The organism is Modestobacter sp. L9-4, assembly GCF_019112525.1.
In the GTDB taxonomy this organism is placed as follows: Bacteria; Actinomycetota; Actinomycetes; order Mycobacteriales; family Geodermatophilaceae; genus Modestobacter.
The window spans coordinates 2,495,961-2,519,755 of the sequence record NZ_CP077800.1 but is presented as its reverse complement, the minus strand read 5'-3'; the positions used below and the strand labels follow the sequence as shown (position 1 = coordinate 2,519,755).

Below are 23,795 nucleotides of genomic sequence, written 5' to 3'. Positions count from 1 at the left end.
GACGGCTGGTGAGGGGGCGCTCGCTCACTGCGACACCGCAGGTCGTCCCACGGCGTCTCACGGGATCGGTCCGGCGATCTCGTGGCCTCCAAGCCCCGGTGACCACGAGATCGCAGGACGCACGGGCGGGCCGGGGGCACGCGCGGGGAACCGGGATGATGTGCGGCTGTGGAACTGGTGGCGGCGACGGAGGGCCTGCACGTGCCGGCCGCGGTCGACCTGGTCGCGATCGTCATCGGGGCGCTGACCGGCGGGCTGCTCGCCGCGCGCGAGGGCTTCGCCGTCTCCGGCGTCCTGCTGCTGGCGGTCAGCACCGGGCTGGGCGGCGGGCTGATCCGCGACGTCCTGCTGGCCGAGGGGCCGCCGGTCGCGCTGACCAACACCGCCTACCTGCCCACCGTGGCGATCACCGCCGCGGTGACGTTCTGGTTCTCCGGCTGGCTGTCCCGGTTCAACCGGCTGCTGGTCGGGCTGGACGCCGTCACGCTGGGGTTCTTCACCGTGATCGGGGCACAGAAGGCGCAGCTCGCCGGGCTGCCCAGCGCCTCGGTGGTGTTCATCGGCACGCTCACCGCGGTCGGCGGGGCGGTGATCCGCGACGTGCTGCTCGCCCAGCGCGCCGACATCGTCCAGCCGGGGCCGTACAACGCCGTCGCCGCGCTGCTGGGCGCCACCGCGCTCACCGTGCTGGCCGGGCCGGCCGGGCTGCCGCCGCTGCCGGTGGCCGCGGTGGTGATCGTGCTCGTCGCCGGGCTGCGCGTGCTGTCGGTGGAACGGGGCTGGGAGGCCCCGGTCGCCGTCGACCTGGCCGAGCGCGCCCGCCTGCGCCGCGAGCAGCGGTCGACCCGGGCCCGGCGGCGCCGTCGCCGCTGAGCGGGCTCAGCCCAGCTCGGCGCCCGCACCCGGGACGACCGGCGGCGCGGCGGGGATGCCCGGTGGCACGACCTGCGGGCCGGCCTCCGGCGGTCGCGGCTCGTCCTGCGGGTGCACCCGCACGGCCAGCAGCGCCACGTCGTCCTCGGTGTCGGGCAGGTACATCTGCTCCAGCAGCCGGTCGCAGAGCTGCTGCAGCGGGAGGTGGGCCAGCCCGCCGAGCACCCGGCACAGCTCGGCGATGCCGGCGTCCAGGTCGCGGTCGCGGCGCTCGACGAGGCCGTCCGTGTAGAGCAGCAGCGTGCCGCCCCGGCCGATCGTGGCCACCCGGTCGTGGCGCGGGCTCGCCGGGTCGACGCCCAGCAGCAGGTCGGGGTCCTGGCAGTCGAGCAGGCTGACGGTGCCGTCGGCGGCGATGAGCACCGGCGGCGGGTGCCCGGCGGTCGACCAGCGGACGCGCGTCTCGTCCTTGGCCAGCTCCGGGGCGTCCTGCTCCAGGCGGGCGACCAGCGCGGTGGCCAGGGTGTCCAGGTCCAGCCCGATGCCGGCGCGGTCCAGGCCGGTCAGCACCTCGGCGGGGGTGCCGCCGGTGTGGTGGCCGATGCCGCGCAGCAGCCCGCGCAGCTGGCCCATCGCCGCCGCGGCCCCGCTGTCGTGGCCGACCACGTCGCCGATGACCAGCATCGTCGCGCCGTCGGGCTGCACGAACGCGTCGTACCAGTCACCGCCCACCTCCGCGCCGGCGGCGGCCGGCACGTAGCGGACGGCGATCTCGCAGTGGTCCGGCGCCGGCGGCGCGGTGAGCATGCTGCGCTGCAGCACCTCCGCCAGCTGGCGCTGCTGGCCGAACAGCTGGGCCTGCTGCAGCGCCACCCCGGCCCGCCGGCCCACCTCCAGCGCGGTGTCCAGCTCGGCGTCGGTGTGCCGGCCGCGCTCGGCGTCCCGGTAGATGCCCAGCGCCCCGAGGGTCCGCCCCCGGGCGGCCAGCGGGACGACGACGCCCGAGCCCGGCGCGAGCCGGGCCAGCATCTGCTGGGCCACGGGGTCGGGCAGCGCCCGCTGCACGTACTCGGCGTCCAGCGCACCGACCACGAGCGGGCGCCCGGTGCGGGTGACCACCCGGGCGGCCGCGGCGTCGGTGATGCCGGCGACCATGGCGCGCACGTAGGCGGCCAGCTCGGCGTTGCGGGCGGGCTCGCGGTGCGCGGAGGCCAGCTGGCGCATCCGGCCGTGCTCGTCGGGCACCACCACCCAGCACCAGTCACCGAGCGCCGGCACCACCAGCCCGGCGAGCCGGCCCAGCTGCTCGGTGATCTCCAGGGTGTCCGACAGCACCCGCCCGGCCTCGGCGAGCAGCTCCAGCCGCGCGTTGGCCGCCCGCAGGGCCTCGACCGCGGCGTCGCGCTCGGCGTCGGCCTGCAGCCGCGAGACGCTCAGCCCCATCTGCGCGGTGAGCGCCTCCAGCAGCTCGACGTCCTCGTCGGCGAAGGCGCGGTCGGCACCCCAGACGGCGACGAAGCTGCCCAGCACCCGGCCCTCGACGCGCAGCGGCAGGGCGGCCAGGGCGCGGACGCTGACCAGGTCGCCGATCTCGGCCATCCGCGGGAAGCGGGCCACCGCCTCCGCCCGGTCGGCCAGCAGCACCCGCTCGCCGTGCCGGGCCACCCACTGGGTGGGCAGCTCGTCGTCCAGCTCGATCTCCACGCCACCGGCCGGCAGGTCGACGTCGGCGCCGGTGGCGACCGCGTCGACCAGGCGGCTGGTCAGGTGCAGCCGCAGCGGGCCGCCGCCGACGTCGAAGGCGGCCAGCGCGCTGCCGTCGGCGCCGAGCACGGCCGCGCAGCCGCGCAGCGCCACCTCGGCGAGCTGGTCCATCCGCTCGGCGTTGGCCAGCTGGGCGGCCACCTCGGCGATCGCCGCCGCGCGCTGCACCGCCGACAGCCGCCGCGCCTGGGCCTCGCGGGCGTCGGTGACGTCGACGGTGGTGCCCACCAGCCGCACCGGCTCGCCGCGCGGGTCGCGCACCACCCGGCCGCGGGAGATCGTCCAGCGCTCACCGCCGTCGGGCCGCAGCACCCGCATCTCGACGGTGAACTCGCCGCTGCCGGCCAGCGCCGCGCGCATCGCCGCCTCGACCGGCTCGTGGTCGTCGGGGTGGATCCGGCTCATCAGGTCCTCGTCCGCGGTGAGCGTCCGGGCGCCGTCCAGGCCGAAGATCGCCGAGTTGCGCTCGTCCCAGTGGACGACGCCGGCGCGCAGGTCGCGGTCCCAGGTGCCCACCGAGGCCGCCTCCAGGGCGATGTCCAGGCGGGCCAGCGACGCGCCCATCGCCGACCGGGTGGCGGAGAGCTCCAGCTCGGCGATGACCGAGGCGGCCAGCTGGTCCAGCAGCTCCGGGGCGTCGGGCGACCAGCTGCACGGCTGCGGGGCGTAGACGGCCAGCACCCCCACCACGTGCCCGGACGCCGCCACCAGCGGCACCCCGAGGTAGGCCTGGACCTGCCCCGACCCGACCGCGGGCAGGTGCGCCACCCGCGGGTCCGCACCGGCCTCCGGCACGTCGAGCGGGGCACCGGTCCGGACGACGAGGGCGGAGAAGCCCCCGGTCAGCAGGGCGGGGCCGCCGACCACGCCGGCGGGCAGACCGTGCCCCCCGACGACGACGTCGGAGTCGGTGAAGAGGGTGACCTTCGCGTGGGCGGCGCCGACCAGCCGGGCGGCCAGGGCCGACAGCCGGTCGAAGGCGGCCGGGCCGGCCGCCTCCTCCAGCAGCCGGCGGGCCGCCGCGACCCGGTGCGCGTCGGTCAGCGGGTCGGGGAGGGCCCCGGCGCTCGGTGGCACGGCCGTCCACCTCCCCTGTCCCCCGGCGCGAGCCGGTTCCGGCCGGCGTGCGGGGCGCCGGCAGTGCCCATGCTGGCAGATCGGCGGCGCGACACCGAACTCCTCGCTCAAGCACCGCCGCGTGGCACCCGATCAGGAGGAGGTGACCGCGACCCTCCCCGACCGCTGGGACTGCCGCCCGCTGCTCGCCGGCGAGGACGACCTGACCGTCGTGTTCCAGCCCATCGTCGACCTGGCCGGGGCCACCATCGCCGGCTACGAGGCGCTGGCCCGCTTCCCCGGCACCGCCGCGCCCGACGTCTGGTTCGCCGCCGCCCACGAGGCCGGTCTCGGTGCGGAGCTCGAGGCACTGGCGCTGCGCAAGGCGCTGGCCGCGCTGCCGGACCTGCCGCCGGACACCTTCCTCACCGTCAACGTCAGCCCGCACCTGCTCGGCACCGCGCCCGTCGCCGCCGCCCTCGCCGCGCCGGCCACCCTGCGCCGCGTCGTCGTCGAGCTGACCGAGCACATGCCCACGCCCGACCTCGCCGCCCTGCGCGAGCAGACCGCCCTGCTGCGCGGCCGCGGCGCGCTCATCGCCATCGACGACGCGGGCTCCGGCTACGCCGGCCTGCAGCAGCTGGCCGAGGTGCGCCCCCAGCTGGTCAAGCTCGACCGGGCGCTGGTCGCCGGCGCCGACACCGACCCGGTGAAGGCGGCGCTGGCGGAGATGGTCGGCACGTTCACCAGCCGGATCGACGCCTGGCTGCTCGCCGAGGGCATCGAGACCGTCGGGGAGCTGGCCGTGTTCGCCCGGCTCGGTGTCCCGCTGGCCCAGGGCTGGCTGTTCGGCCGCCCCACCCCGCACTTCGCCCCGCTCGCGCCCGAGGTCGTGCAGCTGGTGCGCGCCCAGGTCGCCCGCGCGCAGCTCAGCGAGAGCGTCGCCAGCCTGCTGCGCCCGGTCCGCCAGCACGACGCCGGGGACCGGACCGTCTCCCCGCCGCCCTACGTGGTGGTGGACGACGCCGGGGTGCCGGTCGAGCTGGTGCTGGCCGACCCGCGCACCAACACCGCCTACCGCGCCCCGGTCTCGCTGCGGGTGCCGCCGTCGGCGCCGGTCACCGAGACGCTGCAGCGCGCGCTCACCCGCCGGCCCGCGCACCGCTTCGACCCGGTGCTGTGCACCGACCGCGCCGGCACCGTCGTCGGCCTCCTGCGCGTGGAGGACCTGGCCGCGGCCGCGGCCGGCAGCTGACGCGCCCCTGACCCCTGACCGCCGACCGGTGGCCAGGACACCGATCACCCGGAGTCTCGATGAAGAGCTTTGCCTGCGGGGACGTCGTCCCCGGTTGCACCCGTACGTTCACCGGTCCCGACGACGGCGCCGTGCTGTCCCAGGTCGCCGATCACGCCACGGCCGACCACGAGCTGACCACCGTCCCGCCCGAGCTGGTCGAGCAGGTCCGCGCCGCGATCGTCTACGCCTGACGTAGGACCCCGGGTGAGCCGGGTGGGCTGCCTGCGGCAGCCCACCCGGATCACGCGCTGGCGTCGGTGAGGCGCTGGCGCTCGTCGTCGGTGAGCACCAGGTCCTGCATCGGCAGCAGGTCGGCCAGCTGCTCGACCGAGCGGCCGCTGGCGATCGGTGCAGTGACGGCCGGCTGGTCGGCCAGCCAGCGCAGCGCGACCGCCGCACCGGTCACCGAGTGCGCGTCGGCGACCTCGGCCAGCGCCGCCAGCACCCGGTCGCCCCGCTCCCCCACGTACTTCGCGGCGCCCTTGGCGCGCGGGGAGTCGATCGTCTCGCCCGGCGCGTACTTGCCGGTCAGGAAGCCCTTGGCCAGCCCGAAGTAGGGCATGGAGCCCAGCCCGCGCCCGGTGACGACGCCGGCAAGCGCGTCCTCGTAGACCGGGCGCTCCATCAGGTTGTAGTGCGGCTGCAGCGCGACGTAGCCGGTGACCCCGAGCCGGTCGGCGGTGTCGAGGGCCTCGGTCAGCCGCTCGGCCGAGTAGTTGGACGCCGCGACGTACCGGACCTTGCCCGCCTGCACCAGCTCGTCGAAGGCGGTGAGCGTCTCCTCCAGCGGCGTCGTCTCGTCGTCGTAGTGGGCGTAGTAGAGGTCGATCGTGTCGACCTGCAGGTTGCGCAGCGACCGCTCGGCGGCCGACCGGATCTCCCCGGCCGACAGCGGGTGCTCCTTCTCGCCGGGGCTGGCCTTGGTGGCCACGACCATCCGGTCGCGCACGCCGCGCTCGGCCATCCAGGCGCCGAGGATCGTCTCCGACACCCCGTTGCCGTACATCTCGGCGGTGTCGACGAACGGCGACTGGGTGCTCGGCACGGAGTCCAGGAAGCGGTCGAGCAGGGCGAAGGACGTCGCCTCGTCGGCGGTCCACCCGAAGACGTTGCCGCCCAGGCAGAGGTCGCTGACGGTCAGGTCGGTCCGGGGGAGCTGAGGCATGACGCCCACGTTATGTCCGCTCCCTGGGTGTCGCTCGACGGGGTGGAGCGGCCCCGGGAACGTGACCCTTGGGACAGATGTTCGAGAAAACCGCGGAAATCCGGGCCCAGCGCTGGCAGGACGGGCCGTCACGTGGCAACGTGCCCGCCGTTCCTGGTCGACGACGGGGTCGGCCAGACCCGCCCACGGGACCCCCGCTGCGCACCTGGTGCACGGCGGCAGGCACCGTGGAGACCCCGGACGTCCGCGCGGACGCCGGGACGCGACCGGTCGGACCGGGCGCGACACGAGCTGCGACCGCTCCACCGGGGCCGGCCGCGAGAACCCACTTCGAGAGGAACCCCGATGAACAAGGCCGAACTCGTCTCTGCCATCGCCAAGCGCGCCGACGTCCCCACCGCGACGGTCGACTCCGTCATCAACGGTCTGCAGGAGGAGCTGGTCGAGGCCATCACCCGCGGCGACAAGGTCGCCCTGCCGGGTCTGCTGACCGTCGAGCGCTCGCAGCGTTCGGCCCGTACCGGCCGCAACCCGCAGACCGGCGAGTCGATCGAGATCGCCGCCGCGCACACCGCCAAGGTGACCGCCGGCTCCAACCTCAAGAAGGCCGCTGCCGCCGTCCCCGTCAAGTGACGCGGGGCCCGGTGTCCGGGCCGCCTCAGCACTGACCGCGCCCCCGTCCGCCGTCGACCCCCGGGTCGGCGTGCGGGCGGGGGCGTCGTGCGTCCCCGGCGGAGTGGATCCGCCGCCGTCACCGCTGTCGGACCACTCCGCCAGGATGGGGACATGGAGCCCCGCCACGTCCTGATGCCCGACGAGCGCACGCTGCACGGGCACTGGGACCCCTCGCTCCCGCCCGCGCTGACCGTCGAGCCCGGGACGACGGTGCGCATCGGCACCCTGGACTCGGGCTGGAACAGCGGCCCCTACGACGGCCCGGACACCACCGAGGGCCTCGCCGCCCGCCCCCGGCACCCCCTCCACGACCCGGCGGCCGGGCACGCGCTGACCGGCCCGGTCGCGGTCGCCGGCGCCGAGGTGGGCCAGGTGCTCGCCGTCCGCATCGACGACGTCGTCCCCGGCGCGTTCGGCACCACCTACGTGGGGCTGCGGTCGACCGCGCTCAACGAGCGGCTGGGCGTGACCGCCGACCCCAAGGTGCACCGCTGGACCCTCGACGCCACCGCCGGCATCGGCCGCAACCACGCCGGGCACTCGGTCGCGCTGCGTCCCTTCCTCGGCGTCATGGGCGTGCCGCCGGCCGAGCCGGGCCAGCACTCCACCATCCCGCCGTACTGGCACGGCGGGAACATCGACTGCCGCGAGCTGGTCGCCGGCTCCACGCTGTACCTGCCGGTGACGGTGCCCGGCGGGCTGCTGTCGGTCGGCGACGGGCACGCCGCGCAGGGCGACGGCGAGGTGGCCGGGACGGCGATCGAGTGCCCGATGGACGCCGTCGACCTCACCCTCGACGTGCTGCCGGACCTGTTCGGCGCACCGGTCCGCACGCCCGTGGCCCGCACACCGGCCGGCTGGGTGACGATGGGCGTGGCCGACGACCTGGACGAGGCGATGGTGATCGCGCTGGACGCGATGCTCGACGTGATGGCCGCGGTGCACGGCATCGGCCGCTCCGACGCCCTGGCGCTGGCCAGCGTGGTCGTCGACCTGCGGGTCACCCAGGTGGTGAACCAGGTCGTCGGCGTCCACGCCGTCCTGCCCTGGGGCGCCGTGCGCTGACGGCTCGTCCGGCCGTCGAGGTCGGGGGCCGGCGTCGAGAGGGCGGTGGTCCCACGGGTCCGCGGGCGGGGGTGCGGTCACCAGACTCGATCCGGACCCCAGGGTCCGCTCGACCACCCCGCCGGGACGGCCTCCCGAGGCCGGGCCGGGCCCGCCACCGCCCTCCGGGAGCACCCCATGACGACCACCGCCGCACCCACCGCCGTCCCGCTGTCGGTCCTCGACGTGTCACTGATCGAGCAGGGCACGACCGCGGCGGAGTCGCTGTCGACGACCGTCGCGGCTGCCCGCCACGCCGAACAGCTGGGCTGCCGGCGCTACTGGGTGGCCGAGCACCTCACCCCCGGCGTGGCCAGCGCCTCACCGGCGGTGGTGATCGCGGCGGTGGCGTCGACGACCTCGACGATCCGGGTGGGCGCCGGTGGGGTGCTGCTGCCCAACCACGTCCCGCTGCTGGTCGCGGAGGACTTCGGGACGTTGGGCGCGTTCTTCCCCGGCCGGATCGACCTGGGCGTCGGGCGCGGAGCCGGCACCCAGTCCGCCGCGGTGACGGCCCTGATCCGCCGGGGAGCGCCGGAGCCGACGCCCGCAGACCACCGTGCCGACGTGGCGGAGCTGCTGGGCGCCTTCCGCACGACCGACCCCGACGCCGTCCCGGTCACGGCCCGGCCCTCGACCGCACCCCAGGTGTGGGGGCTCGGCTCCAGCACCGGCGGGGCCGTGCTCGCCGCGGAGCTGGGCCTGCCGCTGTGCACCGCCCACCACATCCGCCCGGCGGGCACCGTCGAGGCGGTGGCCGCCTACCGGGAGCACTTCCGGCCCTCCGCCGAGCTGGCGGAGCCGCGGGTGATGCTGAGCGTGGCCACCGTCGTCGCCGACACCGACGAGGAGGCGGACGCCCTCGCCCGTCCCTTCGAGGTCTACCTCGCCGGCCAGCTGAGCGGGGCGGCCCCCACCGGCGTCCCCGGCGCGCAGCAGGCGGCCGCGGCGACGCTCACCGACCAGCAGGAGCAGTTCCTCGCCGCGCGCAGGAGCCAGCAGGTGCAGGGCAGCCCGGCCACTGCGCGCCGCCGGCTCGCCGAGCTGCTCGCGGCCACGGCCCCGGACGAGCTGATCGCCCTCACGCCCGTGTACGACCTCGCCGCCCGGCAGCGCTCCCTCGCACTCGTCGCCGACGCCCTCGGGTCGCTGGCCCCCGTCGGCGCCACGGCGTGACGTCGACGGCCCCCGCACACCCGCCACCGGGCGCAGGCGCCAGGATGACGGGCGTGGCCGATCCGGGTTCCACCCCTCCTCCCCCGCCGGGCGTCCCGCCCGGGTCCCGCCGGGCGGACGCGCAGCGCAACCGCCGGCGCATCGTGGCGGCGGCGGTCGCCGTGTTCGCGACGTCCGGCCTCGAGGCGACGATGCCGGCCGTCGCGGCGGCGGCCGGCGTCGGGAAGGCGTCGGTGTACCGGAACTTCCCCACCAAGGCCGACCTGGTCGATGCGGTCGTGGCCAGCGAGGGCGCCGCGGTCACCGAGGCGGTCACCGCCCTGGCGCGGGCCCTCCCGCCGCGCGACGAGCTGCCCCTCGCCGTCTCGACCCTGTTCTCCGCACTGGGGCAGAACAGCCTGCTCGCCGACGCGCTGGCGACGCGCAGCCGCGGCGAGGTCCCCGACGCCCTGCTCGGCGCGCTGTGGACGCTCGTCGAGCACGGCAAGGCGGCCGGGTCGGTGCGCGGGGACCTGACGACCACGGACCTCGAGGTGGTCCTGTGCGGCGCCGTGCGTCAGCTGCGCGCGATGGACGTCCGGGACGTCGCCACGTGGGAACGCGCCGCGACGCTGGTCGTGCGCGCCCTCACCGCCTGACCGCCGCCGGCTGCCGTACCCGTGGTCCCACGGGTCTCCCGGCGCAGGGGTTGGAAACGGACCCCCGGGTCCGTTCACTGGTGGGAGACCGCGCCACCGACCCCGAGGAGCCTGCGATGCCCACCACCCCCTTCCCGACCTCGACCGACGTCCTGGCCGGCGTCGACCTGTCCGGCCGCCGCGCGCTCGTCACCGGCGCCTCCTCCGGCCTGGGCGTGGAGATCGCCCGCGCCCTCACCGCGGCCGGCGCCGAGGTCACCCTCGCCGTCCGCGACGTCACCGCCGGCCACGCCACCGCCGACCGCATCCACGCCTCGACCGGCCGGGTCCAGCCCCACGTGCTGGCCCTGGACCTCATGTCCCCCGGCTCCGTCGCCGCCGCGGCCGCCGCCTGGTCCGGCCCGCTGGACGTGCTCGTCGCCAACGCCGGGATCATGGTGCCCCCGGAGACCCGTACCCCCGAGGGCTTCGAGTCCCAGTTCATGACGAACTACCTGGGCCACTTCGCCCTCGTCACGCGGCTGCTCCCCGCGCTCCGGGCGGCCGGCGACGCCCGCGTCGTCCTCGCCAGCTCCAACGCGCACCTGCTGGGGCCGGTCGACCTCGACGCCCTCACCGACACCACGCGGCCCTACGAGCCGTGGTCGGCCTACGCGGTGTCCAAGACCGCTCTCATCCTGTTCGCCGTCGAGGCCCACCGCCGCTGGGCCGCCGAGGGCATCACGGTCAGCGCCTACAACCCCGGCTTCATCGCCACCGGGCTGCAGCGGAACATGCCCGCGGAGGTGCTGGCCGCCACCACCGGTCTCCGCTCGCTGGCCGAGGGCGCGGCCACGCCGGTCTTCCTGGCCGGCTCACCGGCGGCCGCCGACGCCGGTGGCCGCTACTTCGAGGACCTCGCCGTGGCAGCCCCTGCCGTCGACGAGGAGCGGGACATGAGCCGCCCGGACACCTTCCGCGGCGTGGCACCGTTCGCCACCGACCCCGCGGCCGCCGCCGCGCTGTGGGAGTACTCCGAGCGGGCCACCCGCGACTGGTGACGGCCCCGTCGCAGGGCCCCGAGGACCCCGCCGGCGCGGGGCCGGCGGCGACGGCGTCCTTCAGTCGCCGGTCACGCCGTCGATGCGCTCGCGGAGCAGGTCGGCGTGGCCGTTGTGCCGGGCGTACTCCTCGATCATGTGCAGGAACACCCAGCGCACCGACACCTGCTCGCGGCTCCGGCTGGTGCGGCCCCGGCTGAGCTCGTCCAGGGAGCCGAACCCCGCGGCGACCTCGCGGCTGCGTGCGCAGGCGTCGGCGAAGGCGGCCAGCTCGGGCCCCACCGCGGTACCGGGCTCGTCGCCGTCCCGGCCGACGCCGTCGAAGTCGCCGTCCCGGTCGTCGGTGGAGCTGTACAGGTCGGGGACGTCCGCGCCGTCGAGCACCTGCTGGAACCACCCCTGCTCGACCTCGGTCATGTGCCGCACCAGCCCGCGCAGGCTCAGCCCGGACGGCGGCACCGACCGCTCCCCCAGCTGCTCGGGGGTCAGCCCGGCGCACTTGGTCAGCAGCGTGGCCCGGTGGTAGTCCAGCCAGGCCTCCACCGCGGCCCGCTCGCCGTCGCGGTAGGGCGGGTCGACGCGGTCGGGCGCAGGCGGGATCTCGGTCATGGGGGCAGATCATGGCGTGGTTGGGTGACGTCGTGCTGCGCATCGGCTCCCTCGACGTCCCCGACGGCGGGCTGGTGGTCATGGCGATCGTCAACCGCACGCCCGACTCCTTCTACGACCGCGGCGCCACCTACGCCCTCGACGCCGCCCTGGCCCGGGTCGACCAGGTGGTGGCCGAGGGGGCGGACATGGTCGACATCGGCGGGGTCAAGGCCGCACCCGGGGCGGACGTCGACGCGGCCGAGGAGATCCGCCGCACCGTCGACCTGGTCGCCGCCGTCCGGGCCGCGCACCCGGCGCTGCCGATCTCGATCGACACCTACCGAGCCGAGGTGGCCCGCGAGGCGCTGGCCGCCGGCGCCGACGTCGTCAACGACGCGTGGGGCGGGGTCGACCCGCAGCTGGCCGTCGTCGCCGCGGAGGCCGGCGCCGGGATCGTGTGCACCCACGCCGGCGGGCTGCCCCCGCGCACCCGGCCGCACCGGGTCACCTACGACGACGTCGTGGCCGACGTCGTCCGCCGGACGACGGCGCTGGCCGAGGCCGCGGTCGCCGCGGGCGTGGACCCCGAGCGGGTGCTGATCGACCCCGGGCACGACTTCGGCAAGAACACCCGGCACTCGCTGGAGGCCACCCGCCGGCTCGACGAGCTGGTCGCGACCGGCTGGCCGGTGCTGGTCGCGCTGTCGAACAAGGACTTCGTCGGCGAGACCCTCGACGTCCCCGTCGAGGGCCGGCTCACCGGCACGCTGGCGGCGACCGCGGTGAGCGCCTGGCTCGGCGCCCGGGTGTTCCGCGCCCACGACGTCGCCGCGACCCGGCAGACGCTGGACATGGTGGCCTCGATCCGCGGCGACCGGCCCCCGCTGCGCACCACCCGCGGCCTGGCCTGACCTCACGGGCGCAGGCCCGGCAGGGTGCGACGCGCTGTCGCGAGGTGCGCCGCGCCGTCGCGGGGTGCGCCGCGGTCGACGGCGGCGCACGCCACCGCGACGCGGCTCGTCCCCGGCCGGGACGGTCGCCCACCGCCGTCCGGACTCAGCGGTGTGGGGGTCCTCCGCGCGGTAGACCGGACCGACCACCCCTACACCGCCCGACCCCGGCCGGGCGCAGCGGGGACGGCGGCCTAGCGTCGGGGCATGCGCGCAGTGACGATCTCCGAGCCCGGTGGCCCCGAGGTGCTCGGCTGGGGTGAGGTGCCCGACCCGGTCTGCGGCCCGGGCGAGGTGGTCGTCGACGTCGTCGCCGCGGCGGTGAACCGCGCCGACCTGCTGCAGCGGCAAGGGCGGTACCCGGCACCGGCGGGCGCCTCCGACGTCCTGGGCCTGGAGTGCAGCGGTGTGATCAGCGAGGTCGGCACCGACGTCGCCGGCTGGGCGGTCGGCGACGAGGTGTGCGCGCTGCTGTCCGGCGGCGGCTACGCCGAGCGGGTCGCCGTCCCGGCCGGTCAGCTGCTGCCCCGGCCGGCCGGGGTCGAACTGGCCACCGCCGCGGCCCTGCCGGAGGTGGTCTGCACCGTGTGGTCGAACGTGTTCATGCTGGCCGGGCTGCGCGCCGGGGAGGTGCTGCTCGTGCACGGCGGCTCCAGCGGCATCGGCACGATGGCCATCCAGCTGGGCGTCCGCGCCGGCGCCCGGGTCGCGGTCACCGCCGGCAGCCCGGAGAAGCTCGCCGCCTGCCGCGAGCTGGGGGCCGAGATCCTGGTCGACCACCGCGAGCAGGACTTCGTCGAGGAGGTCCGGACGGCGACCGGCGGGCACGGCGCAGACGTCGTCCTGGACATCATCGGCGCGGCCTACCTGGCGCGGAACGTCGACGTCCTGGCCACCGGCGGCCGGCTGGTGGGCATCGGCACCCAGGGCGGCGTGCGGGCCGAGCTCGACCTCGGCGTGCTGATGCGCAAGCGCGCGTCGGTGGCCGCGACCACCCTGCGCGGCCGCCCGGCGACCGGCCCCGGGAGCAAGGCGGAGGTCGTGGCCGCGGTGCGCCGGGAGGTGTGGCCCGACGTCGAGCGCGGCGTGGTCCGGCCGATCATCGACCGCCGGCTGCCGATGTCCCGCGCCGGCGAGGCGCACGCCCTGCTGGAGTCCAGCACCCACGTCGGCAAGGTCCTGCTGGTCAACGGCTAGTCGGGTGCCGGCCTGGTCGCAGGGTCCCGCGGCGAGCTCGCGAGTCGTGGGGGGCGATCAGGTCCTTCGACCATCAGCGCAGGGCGGAGACGCAGTCGAGCAGGTGCTCGACCTCCTCGGCGGTGTTGTAGTGCATCAGGCCCAGCCGCACCGCGCCGCCGGACTCGTTGACCCCGATCGCGTCGAAGAGCTCGCGGCAGTAGAAGTCGCCGTCCCAGGCGCAGACCCCGCGGCGGGCGAGCTCCCGGGCGACCGTGCGCGGGCGGGTCCGCGACACGGTGAACGACAGGGTCGGCGTGGCGTACCGGGGCTCCCCCAGCACCTGCACGTGCGCCATCGAGCGCAGCCCGCGGTCCAGCCGGGCGAACAGCGCGCTCTCGTAGGCGCTCACCGCGGTCATCGCGGTGGCCAGCCGCTCCGCCCGGGTGCCGTCGGCCTCCGGACACAGGGCCGCCAGGTGGTCGACGGAGGCGGCGACCCCGGCGTAGAGCTCGTAGGGCGGCGCGCCCAGCTCGAACCGGTCGGGCACCCGGTCGGGGGCGGGCACCAGCTTGTCCGGCCGCAGCTCCTCCAGCAGGCCGGGGTGGGCGACCACCGCCCCCACGTGCGGACCGCCCCACTTGTAGGCCGACAGCGCCAGGAAGTCCGCGCCCAGGACGTCGACGTCGAGCAGCGCGTGCGGCGCGGCGTGCGCCCCGTCGACGAACACCAGCGCACCGACGTGGCGGGCGCGGGCGGAGATCGCGGCGACGTCGGGGCAGGTGCCGATGGCGTTGCTGGCCGCGGTGACGGCGACCAGCCGGGTGCGGCTGGTGAGCAGCTCGTCGTACTGCCAGTCGGGCAGCTCGCCGGTCTCGATGTCCACCTCGGCCCACTTGACGACCAGGTCGAACTCCGCGGCGATCTGCAGCCACGGCCGCACGTTGGCGTCGTGGTCGAGCCGGCTGACCACCAGCTCGTCGCCGCGGCGCCAGTGCTTGGCCAGCGCGCGCGCCATGCCGTAGGTCAGCGACGTCATGCTGGGTCCCAGGACGACGCCGGCCGGCAGCCCCCCGACGAGGTCGGCGATCGCCGTACGGGCACCGGCGACCAGCTGTTCGGCCCGCGCGGAGGGGGCGAACACCCCGCCGCGGTCGGCGATCGGCACCCGCATCGCCTGCGAGACCGCCCGCACCACGCTCTCGGGCACCAGCGAGCCACCGGGCCCGTCGGCGTGCACCAGGCCGTCGGACAGCCCTGGGAACAGCCCCCGGACCCGGGCCACGTCCAGCAGGCCCTCCCCCGACGCCATGCCGGGAGCGTAGTTCGGCCGGGGGCCGCTCCGGGCGCCTCGGCGTGTCCGTCGCGGCGCGGGGCAGGATGGGGGCATGACAGCACCCGGCAGCGGTGACCCCCGCGCGCAGCAGGTCCTGGTCGTGGGCCCGGACGGCCAGCCCGTCGGGGAGTCGCAGATGTCCTACGACGACCACGACGGCGACGGCACCGGCGGCATCGGCGACCTGGTCGAGCAGCCGGCGAAGGTCATGCGGATCGGCACGATGATCAAGCAGCTGCTGGAGGAGGTGCGCGCCGCGCCCCTGGACGACGCCAGCCGCAACCGGCTGCGCGACATCCACGCCTCCTCGATCCGCGAGCTCGAGCAGGGCCTGGCGCCGGAGCTGCGCGAGGAGCTGGAGCGGATCGCGCTGCCGTTCAACGAGGACGAGACGCCCTCGGACGCCGAGCTGCGGATCGCCCAGGCCCAGCTGGTCGGCTGGCTGGAGGGGGTCTTCCACGGGATCCAGACCGCGCTGTTCGCCCAGCAGATGGCCGCCCGCGCGCAGCTGGAGGAGATGCGGCGCAAGGCGCTGCCCGGCGGCCCCACCGGCGCTGAGACCCGCCCGGGCGGCGGCCAGTACCTGTAGTCGTCCTGACCACCGGCCGGGGCTCGGCCCCCGGCCGGTGGTCAGCCGGCGACCAGCTCCGCCGTGACCGGCGAGAGCGGGACCGGGACGACGACCGGCCCCCGGACGGCGCGGGCCACCCGCTGCAGGTCCAGCCCGGGCAGCAGCCGGGTCTCCCCGCCCACCTGCACCAGCGGCGAGGTCTGCAGCACCCGCTCGAGCTGGTCGGCCCCGCGGTCGCGGACCTGGTCGGGGTCGGTCCAGGTCAGCGGTTCGATGCTGCGCAGCGCGTCCACGGAGAAGGCGACCTGCTCACCGTCGACGTCCACCAGCAGCAGACAGGTCTCCGCCGTCAGCGTGCGGCTCGGCAGACCGATCAGCGTGGCCAGGCACAGCACCGGCACCACCGAGCGGCGGTGCGTCACCAGCCCGAGCAGCCCGTGGACCGACGTCCGGGTGAGCGTCCCGGGGAACGGCAGGATCTCGCTGACCTGCTCGAGCGGCGTGGCGACGTCCAGCCCGATCGAGTAGGTCAGGTACGCCGGCGCGCCGCTGGCGGCGGCGGTCGCCGCGGACGTCGTCGGCTCGTCGCCGGTGCTGCTGGACGCCAGGGCGGTGTTCACCGACGCGAAGCCGGACAGCTGCGGGTCGGCCAGCAGCATCTCCCCGTCCAGCACCAGGCAGTCACCGAACCCCTCGACCTGCACCATCCCGCCCAGCAGGTCCGGCCGGGGCAGCGCGAAGGACGGCGTGGGCAGCACGTCCCCGGGGCCGACGTGGGCCAGCTCGAGCAGCTCGCTGAGCGCCAGCACCACGTAGCCGTGCCCGAGGTCGAGCACCAGCCCCGCGCCGGTGTCGGCGCGGGCGAGCTCCCCCAGCCCGAGCAGGACCAGCGGGTCCACGACCGGCACCTCCCGGTCGTCGTACTCGACCGTGCCCGGGCACATCCGGCTGGTCAGCACCGAGGAGCGCAGGTCCGGTGTGGGGATCGTGGTGTGCACGTGCTCGGCGTCGATCGCCAGCCGGTACTCCCCGCACCGCAGCACCGTGAGGGTGCGCCGGCCGGCGGCCGGGCCGCCGTCCCGCACCGCGGCGGGCGCCCGGGTCACGTCGCTGACCGTGGGCACGCCGGGCAGGGCCAGGACCGCGGCGGCGTCCAGCACGCTGTAGGCCCGCCCGGTGTCGGGGTGGCGGAAGGTGTGGGAGAACAGCAGCCCGCCGCCGTGCGCGTGTGCGGCGACCAGGCTGTCGGCGGCGACCGGGCAGATGCCCTGCACCTGGTCGGCCAGCAGCCCGAGGACCCGGTCGCCCGAGGCGACCACGACGACGACCTGGTCCGGGCGCCGTTCCTGGCCGCGGCCGGTGACCGCCTGCAGGTCGAGGACGGGGAGGACCAGCCGGCGCAGCTCGATCGCCCCGAGCAGCCCCGGCGCCACCGCGGGCAGCCCGGCCAGCTCGGCCGGGCACGGCACGACCTCCCGCAGCGCCGACAGCGGCAGGGCGACGTCCATCCCGGCCAGCCGCAGCAGGCCGTGGACGACGTCCCCGCCGGCGTCGTCCACGGACGCGGCGCGCAGGTCCTCCAGCGAGGTGGTCACCGCGTCAGTCCGCGGAGGCGAGCTGGGCGATGAGCTCGTCGACCTCGCGGGAGGCGGCCTGCTGCAGCTGCGTGGACTCCGAGATCGACAGGATCGTGTCGTTGGTGCGGGTGACGCTGCTGACGATCCGCTCGAAGGCGTTCTCGGCCCGCTTGGACACCTCGGAGCCCTGCGCGACCCGGTCGGCGGACTCCTCGATGAGCTTCCCGATCTGCTGGGAGGCGGTGAAGGAGCGTTCGGCGAGCTTGCGCACCTCGCCGGCGACGATGGAGAAGCCCACCCCGTGCTCACCGGCCCGGGCCGCCTCGATCGAGGCGTTGAAGGCCAGCAGGTTGGTCTGGTTGGCGATCTCGCCCATGACCCGGACGATCTCGGTGATCGAGTTCGACGACTTCTGGATCAGCGCGATGGCCTCGAGCGAGGCACGCAGCGCCTCCACGCCCTGCCGCGCGTTGTCCTGGGTCTCGGCGGCCAGCCCGGTCGCGGTCTGGGAGCTGCGGGCGATGTCCTCGATGGACGCCGACAGGTGCCGCACCGAGGCGGTCATGTCCTTGGTGCCCAGCGCGATCCGGCGCTCCCGCTCGACGTCGGCGGTGACGTCGTAGGCGAACTTGACCACCTTGAACGGGTTCCCGGTCAGGTCGAGGATCGGGTTGTAGGTGGCCTGGATGTGCACGTCGCGGCCGTACTTGCCCTTGCGGTGGAACCGCCCGGCCAGCACCTCGCCCGCGCCGAGCCGGATCCAGAAGTCCCGGTACTCCGGTGAGCGGATGTAGGCGTCGTCGCAGAACTCGCTGTGGTGGTGGCCGACCACCTCGCGGCGCGAGTAGCCCATGGTCCGCAGGAAGTTGTCGTTGGCGGCGAGGACGTTGCCCTCGAGGTCGAACTCGATGACCGCCTGGGCCCGGTCGACGGCGTTGACCCGCGCCTCGATCTCGGCGCTGCGCAGCTTGGCCGTGGTGACGTCGCTGGCGAACTTGACCACCTTGAAGGGCCGGCCGGCGTCGTCGAGGATCGGGTTGTAGGTGGCCTGGATCCACACGTCGCGGCCGCTCTTGTGGATGCGCCGGTACTCACCGGTGTGGAAGTCGCCGCTGCCCAGCTTCTCCCAGAAGTCCCGGTACTCCTGGCTGCCGGCGTACACCGGGTCGCAGAAGACCCGGTGGTGCTTGCCCTGCACCTCCGACAGCGTGTAGCCCAGCGCGTCGAGGAAGTTCTGGTTCGCGGTGAGGATCGTGCCGTCGAGGTCGAACTCGATCACGGCCTGGGCGCGCTCGATCGCGGTCACCTTGCCGGTGAACTCGGCGTTCTGCCGCTTGGCCCGGGTGATGTCGGAGGCGAACTTGACCACCTTCACGACGCGGCCGGAGTCGTCGAGGATGGGGTTGTAGGTGGCCTGCAGCCACACCTCGCGCCCGTCCTTGTCGCGCCGCTTGTACTCACCGGCCTCGTAGTGGCCCTGGCCGAGGCGGGCCCAGAACTCCGCGTACTCGTCGGAGGCGGCGTAGGCGGGCTCGCAGAACATCCGGTGGTGCTTGCCGCGGATCTCGTTGAGCGGGTAGCCCATGGTGTCGACGAAGTTCTGGTTGGCGGTGAGGACGCGGCCGCTGAGGTCGAACTCGATGACCGCCTGGGCGCGCTCGATCGCGGCCACCTTGCCCCGGGCCTCGGCACCGGCGAACTTGGCGTCGGTGATGTCGCTGGCGAACTTGACGATCTTGATCGGCTTGCCGGTGTCGTCGAGGATCGGGTTGTAGGTGGCCTGCAGCCACACCTCGCGGCCGTCCTTGGCCAGCCGCTTGAACTCGCCGGACTCGTACGCGCCGCTGGCCAGCCGCGCCCAGAACTCCTCGTACTCGGCGCTGGCGGCCAGGGCCGGCTCGCAGAAGACCCGGTGGTGCTTGCCCACGATCTCGTGCAGGGCGTAGCCCATGGTCTCGAGGAAGTTGGCGTTCGCGCCGAGCACCGTGCCGTCGATCTTGAACTCGATGACCGCCTGGGCCCGGTCGATGGCGGCGACCTTGCCGCGGGACTCGGCGTCGGCCAGGCGCGCGACGGTGATGTCGCTGGCGAACTTGACCACCTTCACCGGGTGGCCGTCGTCGTCCAGGATCGGGTTGTAGGTGGCCTGCAGCCACACCTCGCGGCCGCCCTTGGCCAGCCGCTTGTAGATCCCGCCCTCGAACTGGCCGGTCCCCAGCCGCTGCCAGAACTCGGCGTACTCGGCGCTGGCGGCGACCGCGGGCTCGACGAACATGCGGTGGTGCTTGCCGCGCACCTCCGGGAGCGTGTAGCCCATCGCGTCGAGGAAGTTCCTGTTGGCGGTGAGCACGGTGCCGTCGGGGGCGAACTCGATGACGGCCTGCGACCGGTCGAGGGCCACGGCCTGGCTCTGCCGCTCGAGCGCGGCCACCTTGCCCTCGGTGATGTCGGTGGCCAGCACGACGACCTTCACCGGCCGGCCCGAGGCGTCGGGCATCGGGATGTAGGAGCCGCGCAGCCACACCTCGCGACCGCCCTTGCCCCGCCGCTTGACCACCACGCCCGCGTCGACCTCGCCGGCGGCCATCCGTTCCCAGAACGCGGTGTACTCGGGGGACGCGGCGTGCACGGGGTCGCAGACCATCCGGTGGTGCTGGCCGATCAGCTCGGCGGCCGTGTACCCCATGACGTCGAGGTAGTGCTGGTTCGCCGTCAGCACGGTCCCGTCCAGCGCGAGCTCGACCATCGCGGACGAGTCCCGCATGGCGACCGCGATCCGGCGCAGTTCGACGTCGTCGGGCACTGCGGCCGACGTACGGGCCGGGACGGGTCGATCGGGCACGAGGAGCCTCCGGGCTGGCACAGGGGTGTCGGGGTCCGGCCGCGTCGCCGACCGGTGTCCCCCTCCTCATCGGCAGTGTCACCGCCCGGATGACCGGTACCGGCCAGTCCGGTCGCCCACAACCGGACGGGGCCCGGGTGGGTGCGGACGCAGGTCGTCGCTCACCCGGGACGGCGCGGACGCGAGCGCCGGGGGCCGGCGACCGCTGGTCGACCCGCGCCGACCCGGCGGCCGTCCGGGTGAGGTGCCCGGCCGGACGGGGTCGTCCCCCGGTCTCAGCGCGGCAACGACGCCAGGAAGGCCGCGACCCCGTCGGCGGTGTGCGCGTCGGTCACGTCGGTGGCCGCGGCGAGCACGTCCGGGTGGGCGTTGGCCATGGCCACGGCCCGGCCGCCGCCCTCCCGCACCCAGTCGAAGGCGGCCAGGTCGTTGGGCATGTCGCCGAAGTAGACGACGTCGGCCGGGCCCAGCCCGCGCTCGGCGGCGACCCGGGCCAGCCCGGTGGCCTTGGTGACCCCCCGTGCGGAGATCTCGGCCAGCGCGTCGGTGGAGGAGTTGGTGACGGTGGCGGTGTCGGCGACCACCTCGGCGACCAGCTCGACGAACACCTCGCGCGGGACGTGCTCGTGACGGGCGAGCAGCTTGGCCACCGGCTGGGCGACCATCTCCTCCAGCGTGGCGACCGAGACGCCGGGGGCGTCGACGTCCCAGCGCGGCTGGTACACCGGCTCGTGCCGGAACTGGTCGCCGTACTCGACGGCGAACCAGGTGCCCGGCTCGCGGCGGCGCAGCTCACCGGTGACCGCCCGGAGCACCTCGGTGGTGACCGGGTGCTCCTCCAGCACGGTGAACGGGTCGAGGTCCAGCAGCACCGCGCCGTTGCAGCAGATCGCGAGGCCGCTGCCCAGCTGCTCGCGGATGCCGTGCATCCACCGCGGCGGCCGGCCGGTGGCGAGCACCAGCGGCACACCGGCGTCGGCCCAGCGGCCCAGCTCGGCCAGGGTGTGGTCGCTGATGACCTCGTCGCGGCCCAGCAGGGTGCCGTCGATGTCGCTGGCGATCAGCGAGGGGCGCCAGTCAGCCACGGTGCACCCCCAGTGCGCTGTCGTCGAGCGCGAGGAGGGCCTCGAGGTAGCGGGCGACCCCGTCGGCGTCGTGACCGCTGGTGCGGTCGTCGGCCGCGGCGCGCACGGCGGGGTGCGCGTTGGCCATGGCGACCGACCGCCCGCCGGCGGCGGTGACCGCCTCGATCATCGGCAGGTCGTTGGGCATGTCGCCGAAGACCAGCACGTCGGACAGCTCCAGGCCCAGGTCGGCCAGGACGACGGCGAGGCCGGTGGCCTTCGTGACCCCCGGCGGCAGCACCTCGATGAACCCCAGCCCGGCGTGGGTCAGCTCGGCGACCTGCGGGTCGACCACGGTTCGGGCCAGGGCGACCAGCTCGTCCTCCGCCAGCCGGGGCGAGCGCAGGAACACCTTGAGCACGGCCCCGACCGGGAAGACCTCGTCCCGGGGCAGCAGCTGGGCCGGCTCCGGGTAGGGCCAGTCGAAGCCGTGCTGGACCCGCAGCGGGCGCAGCGCCTCGACCTGCTCGGCGGCGTCCTCGACGGCCACGACCAGCTCGCCGGTGACCTCCTCGATCGCGGCGATGACCCCGGTGGCGACGTCCCGGGGCATGCCCACCGTGCGCAGCACCTCGTCGGGCGCCCCACCGGTGCCGAACCGGACGACGTACCCGCCCTGGGCCAGGACGGCGAGGCCCTCTCCGGCGAGCGCCTCCCGGACGCTGTCCAGCAGTCGCGGGCCGCGGCCGGTCGCCCCGACCACCGGCAGCCCGGCGGCCCGGCAGGCGGCGACGGCGGCGTGCGTGCGCGGGCTCACCACGCCGGCGCCGTCCAGCAGGGTCCCGTCCATGTCGCTGACCACGACCCGGGGCCGCCAGCCGCCCAGCCGGGCCCCGAGGTCGCCCAGGTCGACGACGTCGCGGGCCAGGGCGACCCCCGACGGCGCCGTCAGGCCGGCGCCGGTCGGGACGCCCAGCACCGGGGCGACGGCGTCGGGCTGAGGGCTGCTCATGCGGGCAGGCCCGGCCCGGCCACCGCGGCCAGCGACATGCCGGGGGTGAGCACGGCGTGCCCGCCCAGCCAGGGGCGCAGCGCGGCCGGGACGTGCACCGAGCCGTCGGCCTGCTGGTGCACCTCGAGCAGGCAGGCGATGGTGCGTGCGATCGCGCACAGCGTGCCGTTGAGGGTGGCCAGTGGCTGCGGCTTCCCGTCGGCGTCGCGGGAGCGGATCGCGAGCCGGCGGGACTGGAACGTGGTGCAGTCCGAGGTGCTGGTGAGCTCGCGGTAGGCGCCCTGGCTGGGGAACCACGCCTCGATGTCGAACTTGCGCGCGGCACTGGTGCCCAGGTCACCGGCAGCGATGTCGACGACCCGGTAGGGCAGCTCGAGGAGCTGGAGGAACTCCTCCTCCCACTGCAGCAGCCGGCGGTGCTCGGCCTCGGCCTCCTCGGGCGGGCAGAAGCTGAACATCTCGACCTTGTCGAACCAGTGCACGCGGATGATGCCGCGGGTGTCCTTGCCGTAGGACCCGGCCTCGCGGCGGAAGCAGGAGGACCAGCCGGCATAGCGGCGGGGCCCGGCGGAGAGGTCGAGCACCTCCTTGCTGTGCATCCCGGCCAGCGCCACCTCGGAGGTGCCGACGAGGTAGAGGTCGTCGCGCTCGACGCGGTAGATCTCCTCGTCGTGCTCGCCGGTGAAGCCGGTGCCCTCCATGGCCTCGGGCTTGACCAGCGCCGGGGCGATCACCGGGATGAAGCCGGCGGCCACCGCGCGGGTGATCGCCAGCTGGGCGAGGGCGAACTCGAGCAGCGCGCCGGGGCCGGTGAGGAAGTAGAAGCGGGCGCCGGAGACCTTCGCGCCGCGCTCCATGTCGATGGCGCCGAGGGCCTCACCGATCTGCAGGTGGTCGCGCACCTCGAAGTCGTAGGTGGGCACCTCGCCGACGGTGCGCAGCGTGACGGCGTCGTCCTCGCCGCCCGGCGGCACGTCGGGGTGGACGACGTTGGGGATGCGCAGGTGCGCCTGACGCAGCACGTCGTCGGCGGCGCGCTCGGCCTCCTCGGCCTCCTTCACCGCGGCGGCCAGCGCCTTGGCCTTCTCCAGGACAGCCGGGCGCTCCTCCCTGGAGGCGCTGCGGACGGCGAGGGAGGCGGCCTTCTGCTCCCCGCGCAGCTCGTCGGCGGCCTTGACCGCGGTGCGACGGTCGGCGTCGGCAGCCAGCAGGGCGTCGACCAGGGACTCGTCTGCCCCCCGGGCACGCTGGGAGGCGCGGACGAGGTCGGGGTTCTCGCGGACGAGGCGCAGGTCGATCACACGCTGATCGTAGGTGGCCGACCGCGGCGCTCCCGGCGCAGCGCCGGGGCACGGACTCCCGTCCCGGCCGGCGGCGGCGTGCGCTCCCCGGAACGTGACTGCGCTCCGGTCGTCACCGCGTCGGAACGCCGGGCGCCGATGATCGCCGCCGAGGCGCCGCACCCGGGGCGCCCCGCCCCCGTGGAGGACCGGATGACCAGCACCGCCCAGCCCGTGGACCTGACCGTCGTCGACACCACGACCACGGAGTGGGGTGCCTTCCCGGTCCCGGAACTGGGGGTGGAGCTGCCCGTCATCCCGCTGGTCGACGACCCGGACACCGGCATGTCCGTGCTGAAGATGACCTACCGGGCCGGCTTCACCAACCCGTGGCACAGCCACCCGTGCGCGCACGGGGTCTACGTGCTGGAAGGCCGGCTCCGCACCCACCAGGGCACCTTCGGCGCTGGCAGCTTCGTGTGGTTCCCCGAGGGCGGGGTCATGGAGCACGGCGCCACCGACGATGCCGACGTGGTCTTCCTGTTCATCACCAACAAGCCGTTCGACATCCACTTCCACCCCGAGCACGTCGCGACCTGACCGACCGG

21 protein-coding genes are annotated in these 23,795 nt (G+C 75.3%); 12 read left to right on the top strand and 9 right to left on the bottom strand.

The window, feature by feature from the left end; genetic code table 11:
- Positions 1-168 precede the first annotated feature (168 nt).
- The gene (locus tag KUM42_RS11870) at positions 169-873 is read left to right on the top strand and encodes a trimeric intracellular cation channel family protein (protein WP_237492513.1); all 705 of its coding nucleotides are present in this window, start codon (positions 169-171) and stop codon (positions 871-873) included.
- Positions 874-879: 6 nt separating this feature from the next.
- On the opposite strand, the gene KUM42_RS11865 is transcribed toward KUM42_RS11870, so the two are convergent.
- Complete coding sequence (locus tag KUM42_RS11865) at positions 880-3,714, bottom strand: SpoIIE family protein phosphatase (protein WP_237492512.1); 2,835 nt, start codon at positions 3,712-3,714, stop codon at positions 880-882.
- 121 nt (positions 3,715-3,835) lie between these two features.
- Here KUM42_RS11865 and KUM42_RS11860 point away from each other — a divergent pair, with 121 nt between their 5' ends.
- Both KUM42_RS11860 and KUM42_RS11855 read left to right on the top strand, forming a co-directional pair.
- Entirely contained in the window at positions 3,836-4,948 is a 1,113-nt protein-coding gene (locus KUM42_RS11860; protein WP_237492511.1) for an EAL domain-containing protein, read from the top strand.
- Positions 4,949-5,007: 59 nt separating this feature from the next.
- Positions 5,008-5,181: a DUF1059 domain-containing protein gene (locus tag KUM42_RS11855; RefSeq protein ID WP_237492510.1), complete on the top strand. Its 174-nt coding sequence runs from the start codon at positions 5,008-5,010 to the stop codon at positions 5,179-5,181.
- 50 nt (positions 5,182-5,231) lie between these two features.
- Here KUM42_RS11855 and KUM42_RS11850 read toward each other — a convergent pair whose 3' ends face one another.
- The gene (locus KUM42_RS11850) at positions 5,232-6,155 is read right to left on the bottom strand and encodes an aldo/keto reductase (protein WP_237492508.1); all 924 of its coding nucleotides are present in this window, start codon (positions 6,153-6,155) and stop codon (positions 5,232-5,234) included.
- Between the two features lie 345 nt (positions 6,156-6,500).
- Here KUM42_RS11850 and KUM42_RS11845 point away from each other — a divergent pair, with 345 nt between their 5' ends.
- The 5 genes from KUM42_RS11845 (at position 6,501) to KUM42_RS11825 (ending at position 10,788) form a co-directional block, all read left to right on the top strand.
- Positions 6,501-6,788, top strand: a complete 288-nt coding sequence (locus KUM42_RS11845; RefSeq protein WP_237492505.1) for an HU family DNA-binding protein — start codon at positions 6,501-6,503, stop codon at positions 6,786-6,788.
- Positions 6,789-6,941: 153 nt separating this feature from the next.
- Positions 6,942-7,895, top strand: coding sequence for an acetamidase/formamidase family protein (locus KUM42_RS11840; RefSeq protein WP_237492503.1), 954 nt, complete (start codon positions 6,942-6,944; stop codon positions 7,893-7,895).
- Positions 7,896-8,072: 177 nt separating this feature from the next.
- Positions 8,073-9,110 (top strand): LLM class flavin-dependent oxidoreductase, encoded by a 1,038-nt coding sequence (locus tag KUM42_RS11835; protein ID WP_237492501.1) that lies wholly within the window; start codon positions 8,073-8,075, stop codon positions 9,108-9,110.
- 53 nt (positions 9,111-9,163) lie between these two features.
- The gene (locus tag KUM42_RS11830) at positions 9,164-9,748 is read left to right on the top strand and encodes a TetR family transcriptional regulator (RefSeq protein WP_237492499.1); all 585 of its coding nucleotides are present in this window, start codon (positions 9,164-9,166) and stop codon (positions 9,746-9,748) included.
- 116 nt (positions 9,749-9,864) lie between these two features.
- Complete coding sequence (locus KUM42_RS11825; RefSeq protein ID WP_237492498.1) at positions 9,865-10,788, top strand: SDR family NAD(P)-dependent oxidoreductase; 924 nt, start codon at positions 9,865-9,867, stop codon at positions 10,786-10,788.
- A 60-nt stretch (positions 10,789-10,848) separates the two neighbouring features.
- Here KUM42_RS11825 and KUM42_RS11820 read toward each other — a convergent pair whose 3' ends face one another.
- The gene (locus KUM42_RS11820; protein ID WP_237492496.1) at positions 10,849-11,397 is read right to left on the bottom strand and encodes a DinB family protein; all 549 of its coding nucleotides are present in this window, start codon (positions 11,395-11,397) and stop codon (positions 10,849-10,851) included.
- A gap of 11 nt (positions 11,398-11,408) precedes the next feature.
- Here KUM42_RS11820 and folP point away from each other — a divergent pair, with 11 nt between their 5' ends.
- Both folP and KUM42_RS11810 read left to right on the top strand, forming a co-directional pair.
- A complete protein-coding gene (folP, locus tag KUM42_RS11815) occupies positions 11,409-12,290 on the top strand; it encodes a dihydropteroate synthase (RefSeq protein WP_237492494.1) in 882 nt (293 codons plus the stop codon).
- A gap of 246 nt (positions 12,291-12,536) precedes the next feature.
- A complete protein-coding gene (locus KUM42_RS11810; protein ID WP_237492492.1) occupies positions 12,537-13,526 on the top strand; it encodes an NAD(P)H-quinone oxidoreductase in 990 nt (329 codons plus the stop codon).
- Between the two features lie 73 nt (positions 13,527-13,599).
- Here KUM42_RS11810 and KUM42_RS11805 read toward each other — a convergent pair whose 3' ends face one another.
- Positions 13,600-14,817: a cysteine desulfurase-like protein gene (locus tag KUM42_RS11805; protein WP_237492490.1), complete on the bottom strand. Its 1,218-nt coding sequence runs from the start codon at positions 14,815-14,817 to the stop codon at positions 13,600-13,602.
- 76 nt (positions 14,818-14,893) lie between these two features.
- Between KUM42_RS11805 and KUM42_RS11800 the strand changes: the two genes are divergently transcribed.
- Complete coding sequence (locus KUM42_RS11800; RefSeq protein ID WP_237492488.1) at positions 14,894-15,430, top strand: bacterial proteasome activator family protein; 537 nt, start codon at positions 14,894-14,896, stop codon at positions 15,428-15,430.
- A gap of 41 nt (positions 15,431-15,471) precedes the next feature.
- On the opposite strand, the gene KUM42_RS11795 is transcribed toward KUM42_RS11800, so the two are convergent.
- The 5 genes from KUM42_RS11795 to serS form a co-directional block, all read right to left on the bottom strand.
- Positions 15,472-17,007, bottom strand: coding sequence for a chemotaxis protein CheW (locus KUM42_RS11795; protein ID WP_237492486.1), 1,536 nt, complete (start codon positions 17,005-17,007; stop codon positions 15,472-15,474).
- Positions 17,008-17,011: 4 nt separating this feature from the next.
- On the bottom strand, positions 17,012-19,831 hold the full coding sequence (locus tag KUM42_RS11790; RefSeq protein ID WP_237492484.1) for a PAS domain-containing methyl-accepting chemotaxis protein: 2,820 nt from the start codon (positions 19,829-19,831) through the stop codon (positions 17,012-17,014).
- Positions 19,832-20,106: 275 nt separating this feature from the next.
- On the bottom strand, positions 20,107-20,916 hold the full coding sequence (locus tag KUM42_RS11785) for an HAD family hydrolase (protein WP_237492482.1): 810 nt from the start codon (positions 20,914-20,916) through the stop codon (positions 20,107-20,109).
- A complete protein-coding gene (locus KUM42_RS11780) occupies positions 20,909-21,907 on the bottom strand; it encodes an HAD family hydrolase (RefSeq protein ID WP_237492481.1) in 999 nt (332 codons plus the stop codon). The genes KUM42_RS11785 and KUM42_RS11780 overlap by 8 nt, the downstream gene beginning before the upstream one ends.
- Entirely contained in the window at positions 21,904-23,208 is a 1,305-nt protein-coding gene (gene serS, locus KUM42_RS11775; protein ID WP_237492479.1) for a serine--tRNA ligase, read from the bottom strand. The genes KUM42_RS11780 and serS overlap by 4 nt, the downstream gene beginning before the upstream one ends.
- A gap of 192 nt (positions 23,209-23,400) precedes the next feature.
- Between serS and KUM42_RS11770 the strand changes: the two genes are divergently transcribed.
- Positions 23,401-23,787: a cupin domain-containing protein gene (locus KUM42_RS11770; protein ID WP_237492477.1), complete on the top strand. Its 387-nt coding sequence runs from the start codon at positions 23,401-23,403 to the stop codon at positions 23,785-23,787.
- Positions 23,788-23,795: the final 8 nt, after the last annotated feature.